Consider the following 19,848-nt stretch of genomic DNA (forward strand, 5'->3'; position numbering starts at 1 on the left):
TAAGGGATGTGCCTTTGGTTTATCCATTCAGCTACTAGTTTAAGATGGATATAGTATTGTATCAATTCAACCTATTATACAATACTACTTAACTATTTTCTATTCTTCATATAGTACCAGTTTGATAAATCAGTAATAATATGTTCCTTTCCAACCCAGTTCCAGCCTGGTGTTTGTACAGGAAATGGAAGATCTGCAAGCACCCTTCTCTTTTTAAAGTCATCGTATGCGACCCCTTTAATTTCTACCTCACTTGTCAGGCACAAGCTCATTTCATTTACACCTGCTGGTTTTGTTTCAACATTGAACGCATATTTCCCATCTTTCGTTTTTAATGGCGCATACCATTTGCGTTGGCCATCAATAATTTTTTCTTGACCATCCCAATATAGAGACTTAGTTGGTCGTTTGCTATCGAAAACATGTCCTGTTATTTCAGACATATACATATTTTTAGGTTGGAATCTTGATGCTAATCCAGTATTAGAAATTGCCTCTAAATCTTGTGATGTTTTTAGCCCTTCATCTGCAAATGGATATTGTGCCGTTGCTGCTGTAAAAACACCAGGATAATTTTCATTCCACTGATTTTTATATGTTCCATTTACTTGATACGAAAAGCCATATCCACTATGAAGTTTAGAAGGTGATAGATTATCAATACTTCCACTTAATGTTTCATAGAACATTTCTCCCGCTGTATCTTCTTTCGACACACGCTCGCTTACTGTTTCTACTACACCTTTTACACTCGTCACTCCACACATAGCCTTTTCTCTTGAAGGTTCATAAATTGCTGTTTTAATAGTATTATTTTTGTATGTGGTTTCTTCTATATCTAGACGATTACCAGCAGGGTTAATTTCCGCCTGAATGGTTCCCTTCCCTTTATGTTGCCAATCCAAGTTTAGTGTTTTCTTTTCTCCCTCAGTTAATCTTACCTTTTGTAAAGCTACTTGTTGTCCGTTATGTTTTAACGCAACTACTGTTTCAGGATTCGTATATTTTTCTTCTAATACATCTAACTTTTTAATTTTATTCTTCTCTTTTTCTAACTTCTGTCTTGCATTATCTAGCTTACTTGCTGCACTATCTAGTTTATTTTCTTCCCAAGAGCAGTCTCTATCATAATAGTGATCCTTTCCCTCGGCATCTACCTCATGAATTGGATTACGGCGACAATAACTTAGACTAGATTGAGCGCTATCTCTCTCCGATTCAGAACTATTTACTTCTTGTTGCGATTTATTAATATTGTTGTTTACCTTTGCTCTATATTGATCACGCTCTGGTTTAAAATTATCACGTGATACATCTACTCTTGTTTTGATATTCTTTCCTTCTCTTGCTGTTTCTCCTTCAATTCGATCTGCAGAAAAATCAATTTTATACTTAAAATCATCTTCATCTCCTGGATCTGGGTTAGGTGTTACTTCAGTACCACAGTTACCATCTATGGTGAAATCAACAATTTTCTCGTTTGATTCCCTCTGAACAGCATCAAGGACTTTAATTTTCGCAGTATATCGACCACACATTTGTGGCTGCCACTTTAGTTCTTCTGACTTAAATTGTCCTGCATCACCTTCATTGAGTTTTTGATTATCTTTTTGCGGATTTGAACGCAGATAATTTTCTTGATGATACACGGTTTCGCCATCTTTTGTAATATCTAACATCCATTTAACCCTGTTCCGTTCTCCAGCAGCTTTTTGATAAGGATTAACTGTTGTTCCATTAGGATCTCGGTCATTGTATCCTTTATTTTTACTTACATACTCAAAACCGTTAAATGTAAATTTAACAGGGACATCTTTTTTTCCACTCTGGGCTTTAAAATCTTTTATTTCAGGTTTATTTGTACGTACATACCACAAGCTATACCTATTCACACCTTCTACACCACCAGCCCCTGCGTATCCACCAGAAAGGTAGGCTATGTCTCTAATCCAATAAAACTCTCCCATATTTTTTGATGTAATAGAACCAAGAAGTCTATGGTGCATCATATTATTTAAAACAAAATCTGGATTCCCCCAATATTTATCTTTAATAACAGATGAATTTACACGTTCAATTTCGGTTACCATCCTATCACCAACAACAACTGAACTATTAAAATAACCTTCATTAGCAATACGAATAAAAGCTTCTGAACTATCTTCACTTTGCACTAAATTTTCCCTTGGATTATCCCAATTAAAAGAACCATTATAGACTGCTGGATAATGTATATCAGCTTTATATAATGTTTTTCCTGGCTCAAATCCACTCCCAGGACGAAAAAACTTACCTGGCATTTGCAAATAATTTGATGAAATAAGCGTATCATCCTTTCCATTATAAAAAGGGACATCAGCATTTTTTGCACTTACTATATTTGGAACCATTAGCATCGTTGAAGTACATAGCGTTAATAATAAATTTCTCTTTAATTTCATTGTATTTTCCTCCTAGAATATAAAAAAGGACACACCTATACCATGGCTGGTACGTTAGGTGTGTCCTTTCCGTATCTTTATTAAATATTATATTTGATTTTAAAGTTATATTTATATTGTAACATTAATTTGCTTTAATTTGAACATACATCATATCTTTTACCATAGTTTGACCCACACGAATTTTATAATTTCCCTTTTCATAATTATTAATTGAATCTGCATCTACTGTTTCCTGAATTTCTTTATCTAAATTTAATCCAGTTACATAGGTAATCCATCGTTTTGTTAACTCTACAGTTGCTGGGTTATTATCTAAAAATGTAAGGTCGAGGTCATTTTTATCACCGTAAACTACAAATTGACCACCAATATATGATCCCTCTGGATAATACATACCTGTATCCATCATATGTACGCTACCCTGTAAATCTTTATATTTAAGGTTTGTATTATATTTTTTATTGATTTCTTTCACAAGATTTTGTGCTTCTAATGTTAAATGCGGTTGAATATTAGAATTCTTTAATCCCTCTGGGTGATATTTAAAATCTGGTTGTACAAGATCTACATCTAGCCCCTCTGGAACCTCTGGTTTTGTTTCAGGTTTTGGATCTGGTTTCACTTCTGGTTTTTCTTCTGGTTTTGTTTCAGGTTTTGGATCTGGCTTCACTTCTGGTTTTTCCTCTGGTTTTGTTTCTTTTTCAACTGCATTAATAGAGTTATATAAAAACTGACTATACGCTTCACGTGTTACAAACATTTTGGAAGAATACATATTACCTCCTGTACCAATTGTAACCCCATTTTCCTCCAATGCACTAATTGCTCCATAAGACCAAGAATTTTTATCAACATCTGCAAATTTTGATGTTTTCGTTGCCTTGAATTTAAAAGCATTTGTAAGTACTTGTGCCATTTGTTCACGAGTTAAAATATCATCTGGACCATATTTTCCATCACCAAATCCATTCACAAGTCCTGCTTTAGCAAGTGCTAAGATTTCTTTTTCAAACAAATGTCCTTTAATATCAGTAAAAGGATTTTTGAAGCTAGCATCTGCATCTGCTGGTTTTACGTACATATAAATCATACGAGCAACTTGCCCACGAGTTACATTGTCACCAAAACCAAAGATATTATTTCCGTACCCTTGCACTACTTTACGATTTGTTAAATCATAAATTGCTTTGGTAGACCAGTGATTTGCTGGAACATCATTGAATTTTAATGAGTCTGTGTTATCAGCCTTAGCAGTAAATGCTCCTGCTCCTAATAGTGATGTACCCATAATTGTTAGTGCTGTTGCTGTTTTTAAAAATTTGTTTGCCATTCTTTGTTCCTCCAAATATATTAATTTTTTCATAGATTCTTTTATTGTACTGAATTTAAACATAAAATCCAGATAATTTAACATATAAATTAATTAATTTATGTTTTTTTATAACTACTGTTTTATATGGAAAATATAACTATTAATGAATTGATTTGCAAAAAAATTCTATATATTTTATTTATAAATATTTTTTTAGTAAAAAAACTACACTTTTCAGTATAGTTTCTTACCTCTTTTTATACATATTGATATTTTTAACGGAAATAGATTTGTCCCATTCCTTCTTTGTTAGCCCATATCGGTGCTTTCATACTATCTATCCCTATCATTTTAAAAATAAAGAAGTGATGTTCAGCTTTTATCTTAAAATTCAATGGCTGATTATGATTAACGCGCCCTTTTGTATATTCATATTTCCAGCCATCCATATTCTGCTCTTTCATTTTCTTCTCTATATCAGGAATTAGATTTACGTTTTTCCCTTCATACGTGTACTGAAAACCACCTGTTTGTTCTGCTAACTCTACTGTACTAGAAGCAAAATCATGTGCCTTTATTAACTGCATTCCATACAGTACACCCTCTGGTATAAGAGTTATCAATAGTAAAGAAAGCGTTAGAAAAAGCGCTGTTGTTACTGTATTTTGCATTTCTTACACACCTACTTTTTCTTATTTATTTCACGTTTCCTCCAGCTTTCTTGTTGTCAGAATCTGCTTCATAAATAAATATGTGTTTTGCGTTACTCTTAATGCTGCCTTTCTTTTCATCAAATTGTTTAGTATAACTAGCAGCTTCGGCATCTCCTTCAACGGCAATCATTGCAGGTTGCTCTTGTACGGCATGTGCAGAAAACTCTCGTTTTGATGCAGGGTCCTTAAATGTTGCATTTTGTTTATAAGACTTTTCAAATTCTTTCTTTGCAATTTCTGTGTCAATAGCAATTTCTTCTTGTGCTCGCAAAACACCTACTTTTACGGCTTTATCCATTGCTGTACTTCCAGCACGTTCTAATGCAGACTTATTATCTGTGTGTGTTGTATCTCCAATAATCATATCTGTCATTAAGAATAAACAACCAACAAATAATAATAATGAGGCGACACCTATAATAAATTTTTGCATCTTTCTTCACCCCTCCTTAATTTTCAGACTTCCGAAATCGAAATCCACTTAAAATGGAACTTTTCTTTTGGTTCAACAATTGGTTTGGTAGCAATAACCCTGCTATTTCCTTCATTATTCCTTCTAACTCTTTATAATAGTTCCGACTAGATAGTAACGTACTACTATTTAATTGAGATTCAAATACATCTTCTATGTCATATGGTGGTAAAGCAGTTAATACCTTATCTCCAAAACATTCTTCTACTACTTCATGCTTTAAAAGTGCAGGAGAAAACTTATTCCCAATGATTCTCGTTTTCTCTAAATCTAAGTAAGAAACGAGCTTTCTCTCTTTTGTTGTAAGAGGATGCGCTATCTTTAGCAATTGATGCAGATCTGGTTCCACTACAAAGAAGATATAATCTGCCATTTCACATATCTCATGGTATAAATCTCTATCCCAATCGCTCCCTGCATCAATAATAGATATAGGTGCTTCTTGGTTAGCCAATAAAACCTTAATAAAATGGTCAAAGTCCTGCTCTGTTTCGTTTTTCAGCTCTTGGTCCACTATAGGATTCTTTACGATATAATTTATTCTTCCTTGCTTCCATTTTGGAATTGATAATATATCAGATTCCTTCTGTAGCATCTCTTTATATCGCTGCAACATAAATTCACTACGATAGTTTTCTGGTGCTTCTGTATATCCCTTTAATAACGGATACGTATAACCATCATCATATAAATTCTCTATATAATTGACATCAATCTGTAGTTTATTTAAATAAGCAGCTAAAAGATGCGAAACAAAAGTAGCACCACTTCTTCTGTTCATGCTGGCCACAACAATTGTTCTTCTTGGAATAGCAATACCGATTTGTTTTTCATATACCGGCTCAAAAGCCAATTTATACTGTTTTTTTATAACAGGTGCTTTTGGCATCTTCTCTGAAACAGACTTACGCTTTTGTTTGTTTTTAAATAGTTTGTTGGAATTAGAGGAAGGTTCACTGTCGCCGCCTCCCTCTAATTCACTTGATGCTTCTTCTTCATCATCAACAGGAACCTCGGGCAACTTTGTTTGTTGTGGTGCCTGACTTGCTCCTACAATTTCCGCTACATTTTTAATATCTGATTCCTGTAGCAGCTGCGGGATGACTTTATTATCAATATCAATTTTACGAGAGTTAAAAATGTCATAGATACCTAGATAAATCAGTTTCGCCAAAAACTCATCATCATTTTCGCGCTCTGTAAATACCACAATACGAATATCCCGATTAAAGCGAATATCTCTTAACTTCTGTAAGATAATCAATTCACGTTTCTCTTCATGTCCCGCATCAATATTTAATCGTTTGTCATTAATACATAGGATATTGGGCTGTTCCGTATCTAGAATTTCATCTAGATACTTGATGTGCATCACATCACTATCAGCTACTTCAAATCCCGCACCAATAAAATCCTCACGTAAATATGCCGTATATACAGTATCGCTAATAGCTAAAACGATTTTTTTTACCATAGTGAACCTCCTACAAACCCTAACGTTGGATTAAAATCATGTTTTCAATTGGAATTTGCGCCTGAAGATGAACCTTCCCAATAATCTCATTCAGAATATACTCCATTTCAACTTGTTCCATTGGACGTGGAGCTCCAAAATCAGAATTTAGTTTTACTCGTATTTCTAATCGATCTTGTATCTCATGTAAAGGTGTATCAAGATAAAGAAAGCTGTAGTATAAAACACCTTCTTCAATGTTTTTTTGAATCATATCCTTTGTTTGATGAATAAATGTAACCTCAGCAACCTCAATAAAAAGATTATCAATGGTTACTTTGCTATTCCAATTTAAAGTCCAAATCTCGCAATGCTCTTCCGCATGCACAACAACTCCGTTTACAGAAGGCGTAATTGAGAAGAAACGATCTACAGGAACTTTGGTTAATAAAGTGGTATCACCTTTCCCTAATTCAAATCCTCTTTCTAATCGTTCATGTTCAAAAGCATATTCAGCACCACTGTATGCAACTTCACAAAATACTTGTTCTAATAATGGACGAATTCCCTCATATGTTCGTATAGCAAACACACTAAATTCCTGTGTTTCATCTGTTCGAATGATTTCGTACAATTCATATTCGGATGCATTTGCTAAGGCAAAAGGAATGTCCTTTATAAAATTCGGATCATTATATAAATTCTCAGGTATTTGTGTTTCAGGATGATGTATAAACTCTAGACATAATTGATACCCTTTTAAAAATGCATTCTTAATAGCTGCAGGGAATAGAGTTTCAAAACGCTTTACATTATTTTTAAACGTTTTTTCTTCAATTTCGTTATTAAATTCTCTTTCTTGTAATATATTTGCTTTATTCCCTAGTAATAAAAAGTAGTGATTAATAATGCGACTAATATTCTCCTCAAATGCTGCATTGTCCTCACAATACTTTGTAAATCTCTCTTTACTCATGTTTACAATTTCATTCATAGTTCAGATTCTCCCTTTTTTTAATATTTATACAAAAAAAGACACACCGATGGCAGGTTATGTGCCTTCGGTGTGTCCGTTTAGCTAGAAATTGAATCTATTAATTTGTATATTTCTCTTAATTAATTGTTGTTCACGTATAAGAATACCTCTATGAATTTTAAAAGTCAATAGATTAATTACCCCCTTGGAAACTTATATTTATTCCTTCTTTCTATTTTTCTATGTATCTAATCTAAAAAAATACAAGTAAGTAATTAAATATAAATAATCACAAGTATTTTATATACAAACAACAAGAAAAATATATAACTAAACTCAATTATTAATTATAAAGAGATTTAGCAAATACCTCTAAAGCCTTGTATTACATACGTTCCTTGCTATTAAGATAAATTTCCTATCGTAATATCCCCAATACAAACAAGCCTCCCATCATATAAATCACAAATTAAGAAGTTAAATACCATATTACTCAGAATTCACAAGTCTATAATAATATAATTAAGATATTCACAAGTATTGAATCGAATTATAAACAAACTGAATCGTATTTAAACGTAGCGTTAGCAGCTTATATACTTGCGTAAAAATGCTCGTAGAAATATTTTCCTAAATAAAAAAGCATGTCTTCAAAGTAAAGAACATGCCAAATAACCCTTGCTTTTAAGTGATTTTTTAACAAGGGCTGCTGTATTTATTTTTTTAAAAATTACACAAAGTCAGGATAAACACCATTTTGCTTATAATAATTTATCCTTGTATCGTGTCTTTCTTCTACAGATAAGCTTTTTTCTTTAAAATCCGTCCAGGAATCTCTAAACTGTACACGCATAAATGCTGGTATAGAGAATATTTCTTGCTCTTTTGTGCAACTTTCAACTTGATCTAATGCATAAGTCATTGCGTAAATTAGTAATTCATTTTGTTTTTGTTTTGTTGGTAAATAGATTGCATGATCAACAATTTCTTGTCTAAATGCAGTCATTATATTTTCTTTATCTTTTTTTCGTAACGCTTGTCCCATATGCTTTAAACGAGACACTGCTTCTTTTCTGCACTTTGCTATTGGTCTATGTAATTCTTTTTTATCATTCTCTATTACGCAGTTTGAAGAAAACACTACACTAAACTTCTCAATGATGATTTGTTTTACTTGTTTTCTTATACTTGTAATTCGTGATTCATTAGAATTTTTCTCTTTAGAGTCAATTGCAGTAAATTGCACAATAGGTTTTATAATTTTTATGTATTGTCGTACTTTTTTTGCATTACGATTTAATCTTTCTTTTAAGAAAGCCATTCTTCTTGTGATCCGGAACTCATCAATATTATGTTTATGATGTTCAATACCCACTTTTCTTGAAAAAGTGTTGATTAAATCAAGAAGGAACATAATTCCCCTACTATCACGAGCCTTTACTAGACTACTCAGTATCATTGTTTGGATAAGATGAAATGGAATACGGAAATACGAAAGCGTTATACCTGACATGTTTGAAGTTTCTGAAGCAGTATGGTTATACAATGCATAATCTACAATTTCATATACAGTACGATTTCCAACAGGTGTTTCTTTTACAAGCTTACGCTCCAAACAAACTTGAAAACCTGTATAAATTGTTGTGTAGGGAATCCCACTTTTCTTAGCAAGATCCATTATTTGAAATTCACGTGGTAGCATTCCTATATCATTGCATTCAAAGTGAAGCAAGATGTAAGTTGCTAAAGCTGAAGATGGTAACTCTTTTCTTTCATTTTCTAGTTTTATGATGTTTAATAGTCCATCAAAAAACTTAACCCCATGAACTTTAAAGTTCTGTTGGGAAAAAGCCATTTGCGTATGCATAATGTTGCTAACTCCTTCCGAAAGAGCAGAAAAAGGCACTGTCATACCACGGATACAAAAATACTACTCTCTTAAAAAAAGTAATACTTGTATAACAACAGTAAACAATGCCTAAAAATACGCAAGAAATCCCCTTTTTAAGTTGCACAAATACATAAGATACAGTAAAATTATCTTATAATTTCATGCAAAATAAAAAGGTTTATTGGCTTTGTTTACCGCAGTTTCTGGAACATATTTTTTGGCGTTTTGGTTTGCGGTATACCACAATGAAATAGTTGGCGCTATTTCATTGGGCTGATGAACCTTTTTTTGCTTTATTATATTCATTTTATTATTTATACAAAATTACAATTATCAATAAATCCATATCTAAAAAAATACAAAATTATTAAAGTAACTACATCATATATAGTTTTTTTCATGGTTGCAAGGTGATTTTTTTAAAGTATGACCTTTGTTACATGATATGAATAAAAAACTAACACTCAAACACCTCTTTGAGCGCCGCTCAATCGAAACTCAATCTATCACAAGTCAAAATAACTTAAATACCTGTCGATCACTCGTTTGATTACCGCTCAATTTAATAAAAACCTCATTATCAGAGTATATAAGTGGCCTTTTTCATTATTCCTACCTACAATTACTCAACTAACCACCACTCAATCAGCGAAAGAAACTATAATTATTTTATATGGGTTGAGCGGTGATTGAGTGGTTGGTTTTATTATATTAAACGAAGTTATAACCAGTCAATTAATCACCACTCAATCACACTGTAATTTTAAGGTGAATGACCAGTGGATGGTCGAGTGATTGTATGCAGGTGCAAGTTTAGGTGGAGAATAACCTATGCATTTCTAATAAAGTTGCTAAGCTGGTAAACTATTTTTTAAAGATTAATGTGAAAAAGTTCGCATAATAATAGTTTCATTCTAAATGACTAGTAGAATGAAACTATCGATATATATATAGGAGGATATAAATGAAGAAAATTGATTTGCTACCAAAACCTTTTTTCGAAACTTTAGGGGAACATGGTACAACTTATTTCGTATATGGATATAGATTCGCGAAACCTAAGTTATATTTAGGAGAGTATAATTCATTAAAAGAAGCTAGACAATTTATCTATAAATATGCTCATAATAAGCCTCAATGGCTAAATACAGACGGAGACATTAATGAATATAACAATAAACCATCTAGACATGTAAATGATAATAAATGTTATAAGGGCGTAGTTGAAAAAGAATACAAGAAGTATGCCGATTTTAAAAATTGGAAGAAATAAAATTAGGAAACTCTTTGTTTTGTAAAATAACAAAACAAACTATACCTAAGCAGCGTGATCATTATAGGTTAAAACAATAGCTGTGATTGAGTCATATTGCTTACTAATGAATCAAGCCTTAGAAATGACATTAAGGATACCAAAATAAAAAGACTATCAAAATGATAGCCTTTTATTTTTTCCCAAAAAGCTTAGAGAAAAAGCCGCCTTTTTGTTCAGTATTCTCTTGTCGCTGAGCATTTGCGCTTTTTTGTTCTTGAATTAATCGTATAGTGCTCATTAACTTTTCGTCACGTTCCTCTAAACGCTTATTGATTCTATCGAAATTATCCTGACTTTGTTTAGCTACAGCAGCGAAGAATTCCATATTTTGTTTTGTTAATTCTTCAGTCACTTTAGCTGTAACTTCCTCAGTAATTTTTTCCGTCAAAGCTTCTATAAAGTCTGGATTGACCTGTTGTGTTTTAACTAATGAAGTTTCTTTCGGTTCACCATCAACATCTTCAGCATAAACATTACGAATAACCGTCGGATCCATATCTAAAAGCCCAACAATTTCGTGCTTTTTCTTTGACTCAGAATAATAATGTTTTATCTTCTTTACTGTATCAATACTATCCTCATGAACATATTTAAGTTGGCGTTCTTTTTTTATGTTCAAGTACTCATCAAAATCATTCAACCATCTACGAAGAGTACTTTCAGGAATATCAAGCATGGTTGCTACTTCAGATACGCGATAATAACCATCGCTTAACTGTTCATCAATCATTTGCTCACCACCTAACTATATGTTGCTTGTCCTATATACATTATATAAAATTTCTATAGAAACTAAAAGAACACCTTTTGCAGATTGCATAAAATATCATGGTTTTTAACACTTGATCACTCAACCGTTCATTGGTCATTCATTTAATTTCAAATTGAAATCCTTATATTATTGAGCGGTGATTAGTCGGGTGAGCGTAATTAACAATTGATTATGTACAAAATCACCTTAAAATCCTTTGAATCAAGCTACAAATTTAATATGACTTTTCCCTCATTTAGATGCATCTTTGATAATTGTTACGTATTCATTTCTGTATTTATTACCGCAATAATTACGTAACATTAAAAATATTAATTACGGTAATTATTACGGAAGCATTTAAAGCATTGATCTAATAAGGTTCTTGATTATCATTCGTAGATGTATTATAGTTAATGTATACGATACTTCGGAAATATATACCGAAGTATCTACGGCTTTTATAACGGCATTAAATTCCGTATAATTATCTTGTCTTTTTGTACCTATAGATAAAATTTATTATTTATTAAAGGTGGTGTGAAATTATTGTCTAATATATCAATGAGTAGTAGTGAGATTATTGATGTACTCTGTGAGAATTTAAATGATGGGATATGGGCTTTACGTGTACTATACGCAGAGGGCGCAATGAACAAAGAAAAGTTATGGGATTATATCAACCAATATCATAAAGAATATCAAATTGAAAATGAAAAAGATTATGAGGGTAAAAAAATACTTCCATCGCGATATGCTTTGGATATTATGACTGCAAGACTTGAAGGAGCAGGGTTAATATCTTTCAAAGCAATAGGACGTGTTCGAATTTATGACGTTACAAATCTAGGAAATGTTTTAATTAAGGAATTGGAAAAACGAGTTGAGAAAAACAACTAAAATAAATATTTGAGGAGGATATACATATGGCAGGCAATTTTTCAGAAATCGAAAGCCAAGGAAATATTAGTTTGAAATTTGGATTCTTAGGACTAGGTATGGGTGGATGCGCAATCGCAGCGGAGTGTGCAAATAAAGAAACTCAAATTAAAAATAACAAATATCCATATCGTGCGATTCTTGTTAATACAAATAGTCAAGATTTTAACAAAATTGAGATTAAAAATGGTGGAAATGTACGTAAAATACAGTTAGAAGGATATGAGCAGGGTGCAGCTCGTAATCCACAGATTGGTGAGGAAGCATTTGTAAAACATGAAACAAAGATATTCGAAGCGGTTAAGCAAGAATTTGAAGATCGTGATTTCATTTGGATTACTTGTGGTCTTGGTGGGGGAACAGGAACTGGAGCTCTATTAAAGGCAATTGAAATGCTATATGAACATGATTACAATTTTGGATTATTACTAACTTTACCACGTGATGCAGAGGCTTTAAAAGTATTAGAAAACGCAACTTCACGCATTCGTAGTATTGCAATGAACCAAGAAGCATTTGGCTCAATTGTATTAATAGATAACGCTAAACTATATAGAAAATTTGAAGAGGAAAATCCAAGTGCTTTAGCAAACGAATATACTAGCTATAGTAACAAATATATTGCTGATGCATTACATGAGATTAACTTAGTAACTTCATCATTTACACCGTTTTCTGATACACATTTTGATGCGAGTGAATTTGCCCAAGTAATTAATACACCAGGCGTTTTATCATTAGCAAAACTAGAACTAAAATCAAATCAATTAGACACTGAAAACCCGCTAGGTTATTTGACTCAATTAGGGAACGCACTAGAAAAAGGTGTTTTATACGATACAGAAAGAGAAGAGCTAGAAAGCGCTAAAAAGAGTGCACTATCTATCGTTACATCACCGCTACGAGCAGGTCGATTATATAACTTCTCTTTCCTTAACCAAATGGAAAACTTCTTAAAAGATAGAACTCCATATGTAGACGAACGTCCTATAGCTCCATATGTTAATAAACATACAACGAAAAAGGAAGAGGATATAGTAAAATTCTATTCAGTTGTTGCAGGACTACCATTGCCAAAACGTGTGAGTGATATTATTGATGAGATTACGAGAATTAAAGAAGAACGTGAGCAAGCTAATTCTAAGAAATCAAATGCTGTTTTAAATAAACTTTTTGCATTTGATGATTCAGTACAAGAAGAAAAGCCTAAAAAGAAAAAATTGAATTTTGGTGCTGAACCTGAAGTAGAAGTTGCTGACGATTCACAACCAGTAAAAAAGAAATTATCATTCTAAACAAAAGACCGACAAATATAATTTTTGTCGGTCTTTTTCTATTTCAATAGCAATAAAAAAATACAATTAACAAATAAGATATCTATTATATTTTCTGCATGTTTAACACAGCTTTATATAATGTGATTGTTTAAACAAATTGTTAGGACGGCCTAACAATTTTATTCCAATACCTAATCCTTAAAAAAATTGTTCGGTTAAAACATGTCTTCCGTCCGAACAATTTTAAAAGAACTTAAAGGCTATATAAATCAATGTTTCTAGCATATTTTTAGGAAGAAAAGTAATCCAAACTTCAGCGTACGATTTTTAGTATCTAGATTAGCGCAAATTCAGTTTAAACTTTTAATAATTTACAACTAAATTTTGCTGTAATAAGATATATAGAAATAGTTGTTATTTATTGAAAATAAATTCGAATTATGGAGTTGTATATAATGAAGAGTGAAACGTATAAATATACAAGCAAAGGCACACAAAAATCTTTTCGTTTAAAAGAGGCTGATATATTTGTATTTACATTTTTATATTACAAAAGACATCTTACTACACGACAAATCACTCAACTTTATAGTGCATTTGAAGGTAGGGATTTTTCTGAGGATAGTGTGTTTACAAAACTAAATCGTTTTTCAAAATATGGTGCTATCCTAACTAAAAAAATTGATAAAAGAGATGATAGTATAACCAGACGTGCGACATTCTCCTTAAAAGATAGAATGGTTGATTACCTTCAAGAAATAGGACGAATTCCTAAAGGTTCTTCAAAACGTAGATATTCTTCTTCAATCTCACTGCATACACTCTGCTCACGAGAAATATTAGTACGCACACTTTTAGAAACCTCGAAAAAGACCAATACGAATAAGATATTAAGTGAACTAGATATTCGCTCATATCATCAAAAGCAAAAGAAAACAGAAATTGAAGATGCAGGTTTACTCTTAATTCCTGATGAACACATTTCATATCTAGACAAAAATATTTACATTGAAATGGATATGTGCAAAGAAACCAATGTTACCTTAGTTGAAAAGGTAGGGAAGTATATTGAATATGCACAAAAAAACACTAAGAATATAACTGTTGTTTTTGTTATGTATGACAAGTCGATGTTCCTTGTGGAAGATGCTGAACCACCATACGTACGCATGAAAAATCTCTTATTTTCTATGCGAGAGCATCATGAACTTTTAATGAATCAACCAAATCTAAATATGTATATCTGCTCTTTGAAAGAAGCTGGAGATGTTATTTCAGATATCATTCTAGGAATAGATGATAATCAAAACTTTGAACAGGATATTCTTTTACCTTTATCTCAACGTACAGTAGGAGATGCTGATTGGCGCTACGCATTTGTTGAAAAAGTTCAAACATTTAAGGAAACAATAGATGGTGGTCTTAGACGAACGTATAGGAGAGATAAAGAGGCTATGCAAGATTTCTTCTTTATTTTTGGGAATGAAAATGATTACCGAATGATTGCTAGATTAGACGATGTTGTGTTTTCAAGAAGAGAAGGTGATGAGGGAGTGCCACTTGTTGTGATCTATCCAAAGCGTAAAAAGGCTAGAGATATACTTTTAATGGACACTTATGACAATGTGCTACTTCTATCGCTCCAAAATGAAAGTGTTACTATCGATGCGGATGAACAAATCATGGTACGTACTGCAAATAACATACACCCGAAAAGACGCAAACTTGTAGAATTATATTAATCCGTTGTTTTTTATATACTTCTATACAATTTTATTGATTTTTATTTTTTAAGGTGTTAGAATAGCGATTGAACATATAATTAAAACTACAATCAAATCAGAACATATGAAATTAAGGCAAGCGACACACGCTGTTTTTACAGTGGGTGTCGCTTGCCTTTTTTTATATGGAGAAAGGTGGAAAATCAAAATGGATTTACAATATGCAACAACTACTACTGATGGAGTGCTCTCTGCTAGAGAAGCGTTTAAAAATCCTGAACTAGTCCTCAACCATATGACAGAAGAGGGGGCAACGTTTAGTGTTTCTCTACAAGATATCCAAATCCCAGGAAAACCGAATTACTACTGGTATGATGTAATCATTGAAACAGCAACAAATAAAAAAATAGAAGTAAATATTGCGGTACTATCTCAGGAAGAATATAACCAGCTCTGTGAAAGAGATAGTATTGATTTATATTTAAAGCAAACTGAAGATGCAGCAAAATTCTTTTTTAAAAAATCAAAGGAGCTATTCCAACCAGAATTCAATAATCGATTCAAGTTTAAACATAAAGCTCAATTATATCTGTAAGAGGTAGGTGAGCCTATATGCAGACATTTAAACAACGACTACCGTTATTTACTACCATCGGCTTAATTAGCGGATTTATTCTTTCTTTTGTATTCGGTTTAGTAAACTACATCAAGTTACTCTACTATGCATTTGAACCACCGTCTTATCCTATAGAAATTACATATGTACCGCTTATTTTGATGTTCTTCTCTTTGCTATTAGGAGAATTCAGCTTTAGGTTTTACAGCCGTATTCCTGCTTTGCATGTGAAAAATGGGAAATTAATAATTTTAATTGTTTCTCATATTGCAGTTGATATTCAATTTTTATGGTTTGCAACTGCTCCGATTCATGCAAAGGTTATCCCTTATCTTACGGATAAATCAAAACATGTTAACTTTGGTGAGTATGAAGCCATAGGTCATGTCTTAACAGGAAATTTTCATACACTCACTATGATTTTTGTATTTTTACCTACAGTCTTTATGATCCTGTTTACACTTTGGTTTAGCGGCCATATTGTTCGTTACCGAGAAGAGATTTTTAAATGGGTAAGAACATATGAATATAAAAATCATAAGTTACAAAAATGGTTTAATAGCCAAGAAGAACAAATATATCCTGATGTAGAAATTGGACCTCATATTGAGCATAAAGAGATGGTTCGTATTAAGGGGAAAGATAGAACGCTAAATGGCATCATTATTGGTCCAATCGGTTCTGGTAAAACATCAAGTTTAATTATTCCCATGATTAATCAAGATTTACACTGGATGGTACGTTTTATAAATAAGTTTGAAACAGCGTATAAAAAGAATGATTATGATACAGAAGAAGTAAAAGGAACCTTTTTAAATGGTGTGACTGTTATTGAACCCAGTAATGATTTATGTCAAAAGGTATATAAATTAGTACAAGCACATAAGATTCCTGCAAGCTCGGTTTACTACATTGATCCAACCAATCCTGATACCAAAAATATAAACATTCTGCGTGGACCGGTTGATAAAGTAGCAGAAGTTTTCGCAATGGTTATTCAAGGTTTGTCTGAATCTAACAATGCATTCTTTGAACAAGCGCAGCGTAACCACCTTAAGCAACATATCTACTTATTAAAACTGCATAATCCACAAAAAGATGTCACCTTTGATGATTTAATAAGCATGTATGACGATATAGAGCGTGTCCACCGTATGCACAAACTATTAAAAATACAGGTAGAAAAGTTATATGATTTTGTTCAAAGTGGAGCAGCTTCACGTGACCAAAAAAACGAATATCAAATTATAAAAGGTATTGACGAATGGTTTAATAATACTATCTGTGAAAAAACAGATTTCCAAGGAGAACCGGCCGTTTATAAATCTGGAAAATATCGCGGACAACCAATGCATTATGATAGAGAAGAGGAATATGTAAAGGGCTTGCGTAATATCTTAAAAGATTTAGCTTCAAACGTTTTAATACGGCGTGTTTTGTTTGGAAAATCCGATTTTGATTTCGATATTCATGTGCGCCCATACGGGCATTTAGAGATTCAACTCTAGCAAAGTTGTAGGCTCAGGTCTCACAAAAGCCTATCATCAACCAACTTATCCATGAAGGAAACTGAACGGGGAGTGTAGCATGTTGGTAAAGCCATAAGTTAATTAGTTACCCAATTACGACTGAATGGCCAGATGAAATGTATAGACAAGGATGAAAGCTAAACTGCTTAAACGATAGTCCAAAGGGGGATATCGAACCCCATGACGAAAGGTAACTAGTAACGTTGTGTAGTAATGACCATTTAATCAGGTGGATGTTAAATGGTAAAGAAGGTCGAGTTCTGTAACCTTAGACTCATGCCCCAGAGACCCATTACTAACTATCCACTGTAGGTGGAAAAGGACGAAAGTCGCATCCGACACTATAACAAGCTTATCTCTAAATGTACTAAATGGGGATTACCTAAGTTGGAACGCCAACACAAACTGGCTATTAAGGATGATACCAAGTGCAAAACAAGGTATGTGGCTTATGAATATCCAATAAGGTAACGGAGTTTCCGTAGTAGTCAGAGATAGGGAAAGCCTATTACAAGGCGAAGGGAAACAGTTTATCAGTTTAATACAAATTAGGAAGGAGCGCGAGGCTCTATGAGAAATCCAAATGAGGTATTAAACAGCCTACGTACCATGGCTAGTAATACAGACTACAAGTTCAAGAGGCTATACAGAAACCTGTATAATCCAGAATTTTATTACATGGCATATTCTAAGATATATGCCAAAGAAGGTAATATGACCAAAGGTACGGATGGAAAGAATATCGATGGAATGAGTATTGAAAGAATTAACACTCTTATAGACAAAATTAAACACGAGACTTACAACCCTTATCCAGCTAGACGAGTTTATAGGGAGAAAGCTAATGGTGGTAAAAGACCACTAGGCATCCCTTCTATGGATGATAAAATTATACAAGAAATAATACGAAGTATCCTTGAGAGTACTCATGAATCTACGTTCTCAGATGATTCACATGGGTTTAGACCTAAAAAGAGCTGTCATACTGCGTTAACTCAAATTCAAAAGACATATAGAGGTGTACGATGGTTTGTAGAGGGAGACATAAAAGGTTTCTTCGATAACATAAATCATCATACACTTATAAATATCCTTAAAAGAAGGATTAATGATGAAAAGTTTATAAGGTTAATCTGGAAGTTTCTCAGAGCAGGTTATCTCGAAGAATGGACATATAACAACACATTCTCTGGCACTCCACAAGGAGGCATAATCAGTCCCATACTATCAAATATTTATCTAAACGAATTAGACAAATTTATGAAGATTTACAAACAACAATTTGATAAAGGGTCAACAAGAAAAACAAATCGTGATTATGGGTACCTATCGGAAAAGAAATACCGATTACGAAAGAAACATAAGGAACAATGGGGACAAATGCCAGAGGAAGAAAAAAGAGAAGTGACACTACAGTGGAACAAACTACACAAAGAACAGCTCTCTATCCATTCAAAAGAACCTATGGACGAAAACTACAAAAGAATTGTATATACCAGGTACGCAGATGATTTCCTCATAGGAATTATAGGTAGTAAAGAAGACGCAATTCAGGTCAAAGAAAATCTTACGATTTTTCTTAAAGAAACCCTTGAACTCGAGTTGTCACAAGAAAAGACTCTCATAACCCATAGTGAAAAATTAGTACAATTTCTCAGTTACGATATTACAATTTCAAGAGAAGAAGCCACAGCGAAAACAACCCATAGAAGGACGAAAAGGCTATTTTCTTACACGCCTAAACTATACGTACCCAAAAGCAAATGGATAAAGAACCTATTTCAAAAAGATGTACTAACAATTGACAAAAATACAGGTACTTGGAAACCTAAGCACAGAACCTATCTAAAAGATAATGACGACTTAGAGATTCTAAGTATATACAACGCAGAAATTCGTGGTCTATATGAATACTACAAATTGGCGAACAACGTAAGTGTTATAAATAAATACAAATACATAATGGAATATAGTATGTATAAGACGTTCGCTAGCAAGTACAAAAAAAGTGTTAAAAAAATACTCAACAAATATAAAACTAATGGGAAATTTGGTATACGATACAAAACTAAAAACGGTGAAAAGATAAGATATCTTTATGACCAAGGATTTCAGAGACAAAAAAGTATAGATACCAACATAGAAGTCGATATTCTCCCAAATACCTTAAAAATGTCTGGACGAACAAGTCTCATTGAACGATTATTAGCTGAAGAATGTGAAGTGTGTGGCAAAAAGAATCAAGCAATCGAAATGCACCACATAAGGAAGTTAAAAGACCTAAAAGGTAAGAAAATGTGGGAGCAAATGATGATTGCTAGAAAAAGAAAAACTATGGCACTCTGCCATCAATGTCACGTAGATTTACACTCAGGTAAGTTGGATTGATAAATGGAGAGCCGTATACTTGGAGACAAGTACGTACGGTTCGGGGGG

At 32.8% G+C, this 19,848-nt stretch carries 15 protein-coding genes; 7 read left to right on the forward strand and 8 right to left on the reverse strand.

All coding sequences use genetic code 11. The features are described from left to right. Window positions 1-92 precede the first annotated feature (92 nt). The 7 genes from CN409_RS28190 to CN409_RS28220 all read right to left on the reverse strand — a co-directional run bounded on the left by CN409_RS28190 (window position 93) and on the right by CN409_RS28220 (window position 9,237). The gene (locus CN409_RS28190) at window positions 93-2,441 is read right to left on the reverse strand and encodes a hypothetical protein (protein ID WP_097981505.1); all 2,349 of its coding nucleotides are present in this window, start codon (window positions 2,439-2,441) and stop codon (window positions 93-95) included. 124 nt (window positions 2,442-2,565) lie between these two features. Beyond that, complete coding sequence (locus CN409_RS28195) at window positions 2,566-3,774, reverse strand: S-layer homology domain-containing protein (protein ID WP_097981504.1); 1,209 nt, start codon at window positions 3,772-3,774, stop codon at window positions 2,566-2,568. 257 nt (window positions 3,775-4,031) lie between these two features. Then, window positions 4,032-4,427, reverse strand: a complete 396-nt coding sequence (locus CN409_RS28200; protein WP_001181741.1) for a DUF4320 family protein — start codon at window positions 4,425-4,427, stop codon at window positions 4,032-4,034. 25 nt (window positions 4,428-4,452) lie between these two features. Continuing rightward, window positions 4,453-4,902 carry a hypothetical protein gene (locus CN409_RS28205; protein WP_001168875.1) on the reverse strand — a complete coding sequence of 150 codons (450 nt, stop codon included), beginning with the start codon at window positions 4,900-4,902 and terminating at the stop codon, window positions 4,453-4,455. A 16-nt stretch (window positions 4,903-4,918) separates the two neighbouring features. Further along, window positions 4,919-6,415, reverse strand: coding sequence for a CpaE/TadZ family protein (locus CN409_RS28210; protein WP_097981502.1), 1,497 nt, complete (start codon window positions 6,413-6,415; stop codon window positions 4,919-4,921). 19 nt (window positions 6,416-6,434) lie between these two features. Then, complete coding sequence (locus CN409_RS28215; RefSeq protein WP_097891394.1) at window positions 6,435-7,388, reverse strand: hypothetical protein; 954 nt, start codon at window positions 7,386-7,388, stop codon at window positions 6,435-6,437. Between the two features lie 712 nt (window positions 7,389-8,100). Continuing rightward, a complete protein-coding gene (locus CN409_RS28220; protein ID WP_097891396.1) occupies window positions 8,101-9,237 on the reverse strand; it encodes a hypothetical protein in 1,137 nt (378 codons plus the stop codon). Window positions 9,238-10,225: 988 nt separating this feature from the next. Here CN409_RS28220 and CN409_RS28225 point away from each other — a divergent pair. Next, window positions 10,226-10,534 carry a hypothetical protein gene (locus CN409_RS28225; protein WP_097891398.1) on the forward strand — a complete coding sequence of 103 codons (309 nt, stop codon included), beginning with the start codon at window positions 10,226-10,228 and terminating at the stop codon, window positions 10,532-10,534. Window positions 10,535-10,706: 172 nt separating this feature from the next. Here CN409_RS28225 and CN409_RS28230 read toward each other — a convergent pair whose 3' ends face one another. Beyond that, window positions 10,707-11,306: a MerR family transcriptional regulator gene (locus tag CN409_RS28230; protein WP_097891400.1), complete on the reverse strand. Its 600-nt coding sequence runs from the start codon at window positions 11,304-11,306 to the stop codon at window positions 10,707-10,709. A gap of 585 nt (window positions 11,307-11,891) precedes the next feature. Here CN409_RS28230 and CN409_RS28235 point away from each other — a divergent pair. From CN409_RS28235 to CN409_RS28260, 6 genes are all read left to right on the forward strand, one after another. After that, entirely contained in the window at window positions 11,892-12,227 is a 336-nt protein-coding gene (locus CN409_RS28235) for a hypothetical protein (protein WP_000098928.1), read from the forward strand. Window positions 12,228-12,253: 26 nt separating this feature from the next. Next, window positions 12,254-13,561 (forward strand): plasmid replication protein RepX, encoded by a 1,308-nt coding sequence (repX, locus tag CN409_RS28240; RefSeq protein WP_000918304.1) that lies wholly within the window; start codon window positions 12,254-12,256, stop codon window positions 13,559-13,561. Window positions 13,562-13,998: 437 nt separating this feature from the next. Continuing rightward, a complete protein-coding gene (locus CN409_RS28245; protein WP_097891402.1) occupies window positions 13,999-15,285 on the forward strand; it encodes a replication-relaxation family protein in 1,287 nt (428 codons plus the stop codon). A gap of 190 nt (window positions 15,286-15,475) precedes the next feature. Continuing rightward, entirely contained in the window at window positions 15,476-15,862 is a 387-nt protein-coding gene (locus tag CN409_RS28250; protein WP_097891403.1) for a hypothetical protein, read from the forward strand. Window positions 15,863-15,879: 17 nt separating this feature from the next. Beyond that, complete coding sequence (locus tag CN409_RS28255; RefSeq protein WP_097891405.1) at window positions 15,880-17,391, forward strand: type IV secretory system conjugative DNA transfer family protein; 1,512 nt, start codon at window positions 15,880-15,882, stop codon at window positions 17,389-17,391. A 591-nt stretch (window positions 17,392-17,982) separates the two neighbouring features. Continuing rightward, window positions 17,983-19,800 (forward strand): reverse transcriptase/maturase family protein, encoded by a 1,818-nt coding sequence (locus tag CN409_RS28260; RefSeq protein ID WP_097982211.1) that lies wholly within the window; start codon window positions 17,983-17,985, stop codon window positions 19,798-19,800. Window positions 19,801-19,848: the final 48 nt, after the last annotated feature.

Source organism: Bacillus sp. AFS012607, from assembly GCF_002558005.1.
GTDB lineage: Bacteria > Bacillota > Bacilli > Bacillales > Bacillaceae_G > Bacillus_A > Bacillus_A thuringiensis_S.

Excerpts from the sequence above, each read along its gene's own strand:
- CN409_RS28220 (WP_097891396.1), bottom strand. The coding sequence starts at position 9,237 with ATGCATACGCAAATGGCTTTTTCCCAACAGAACTTTAAAGTTCATGGG.
- CN409_RS28210 (WP_097981502.1), bottom strand. The coding sequence starts at position 6,415 with ATGGTAAAAAAAATCGTTTTAGCTATTAGCGATACTGTATATACGGCA.
- CN409_RS28250 (WP_097891403.1), top strand. The coding sequence starts at position 15,476 with ATGGATTTACAATATGCAACAACTACTACTGATGGAGTGCTCTCTGCT.
- CN409_RS28195 (WP_097981504.1), bottom strand. The coding sequence starts at position 3,774 with ATGGCAAACAAATTTTTAAAAACAGCAACAGCACTAACAATTATGGGT.
- CN409_RS28260 (WP_097982211.1), top strand. The coding sequence starts at position 17,983 with ATGAGAAATCCAAATGAGGTATTAAACAGCCTACGTACCATGGCTAGT.
- CN409_RS28235 (WP_000098928.1), top strand. The coding sequence starts at position 11,892 with ATGAGTAGTAGTGAGATTATTGATGTACTCTGTGAGAATTTAAATGAT.
- CN409_RS28190 (WP_097981505.1), bottom strand. The coding sequence starts at position 2,441 with ATGAAATTAAAGAGAAATTTATTATTAACGCTATGTACTTCAACGATG.
- CN409_RS28215 (WP_097891394.1), bottom strand. The coding sequence starts at position 7,388 with ATGAATGAAATTGTAAACATGAGTAAAGAGAGATTTACAAAGTATTGT.
- CN409_RS28200 (WP_001181741.1), bottom strand. The coding sequence starts at position 4,427 with ATGCAAAATACAGTAACAACAGCGCTTTTTCTAACGCTTTCTTTACTA.
- CN409_RS28245 (WP_097891402.1), top strand. The coding sequence starts at position 13,999 with ATGAAGAGTGAAACGTATAAATATACAAGCAAAGGCACACAAAAATCT.
- CN409_RS28205 (WP_001168875.1), bottom strand. The coding sequence starts at position 4,902 with ATGCAAAAATTTATTATAGGTGTCGCCTCATTATTATTATTTGTTGGT.
- CN409_RS28255 (WP_097891405.1), top strand. The coding sequence starts at position 15,880 with ATGCAGACATTTAAACAACGACTACCGTTATTTACTACCATCGGCTTA.
- CN409_RS28230 (WP_097891400.1), bottom strand. The coding sequence starts at position 11,306 with ATGATTGATGAACAGTTAAGCGATGGTTATTATCGCGTATCTGAAGTA.
- CN409_RS28225 (WP_097891398.1), top strand. The coding sequence starts at position 10,226 with ATGAAGAAAATTGATTTGCTACCAAAACCTTTTTTCGAAACTTTAGGG.
- repX (WP_000918304.1), top strand. The coding sequence starts at position 12,254 with ATGGCAGGCAATTTTTCAGAAATCGAAAGCCAAGGAAATATTAGTTTG.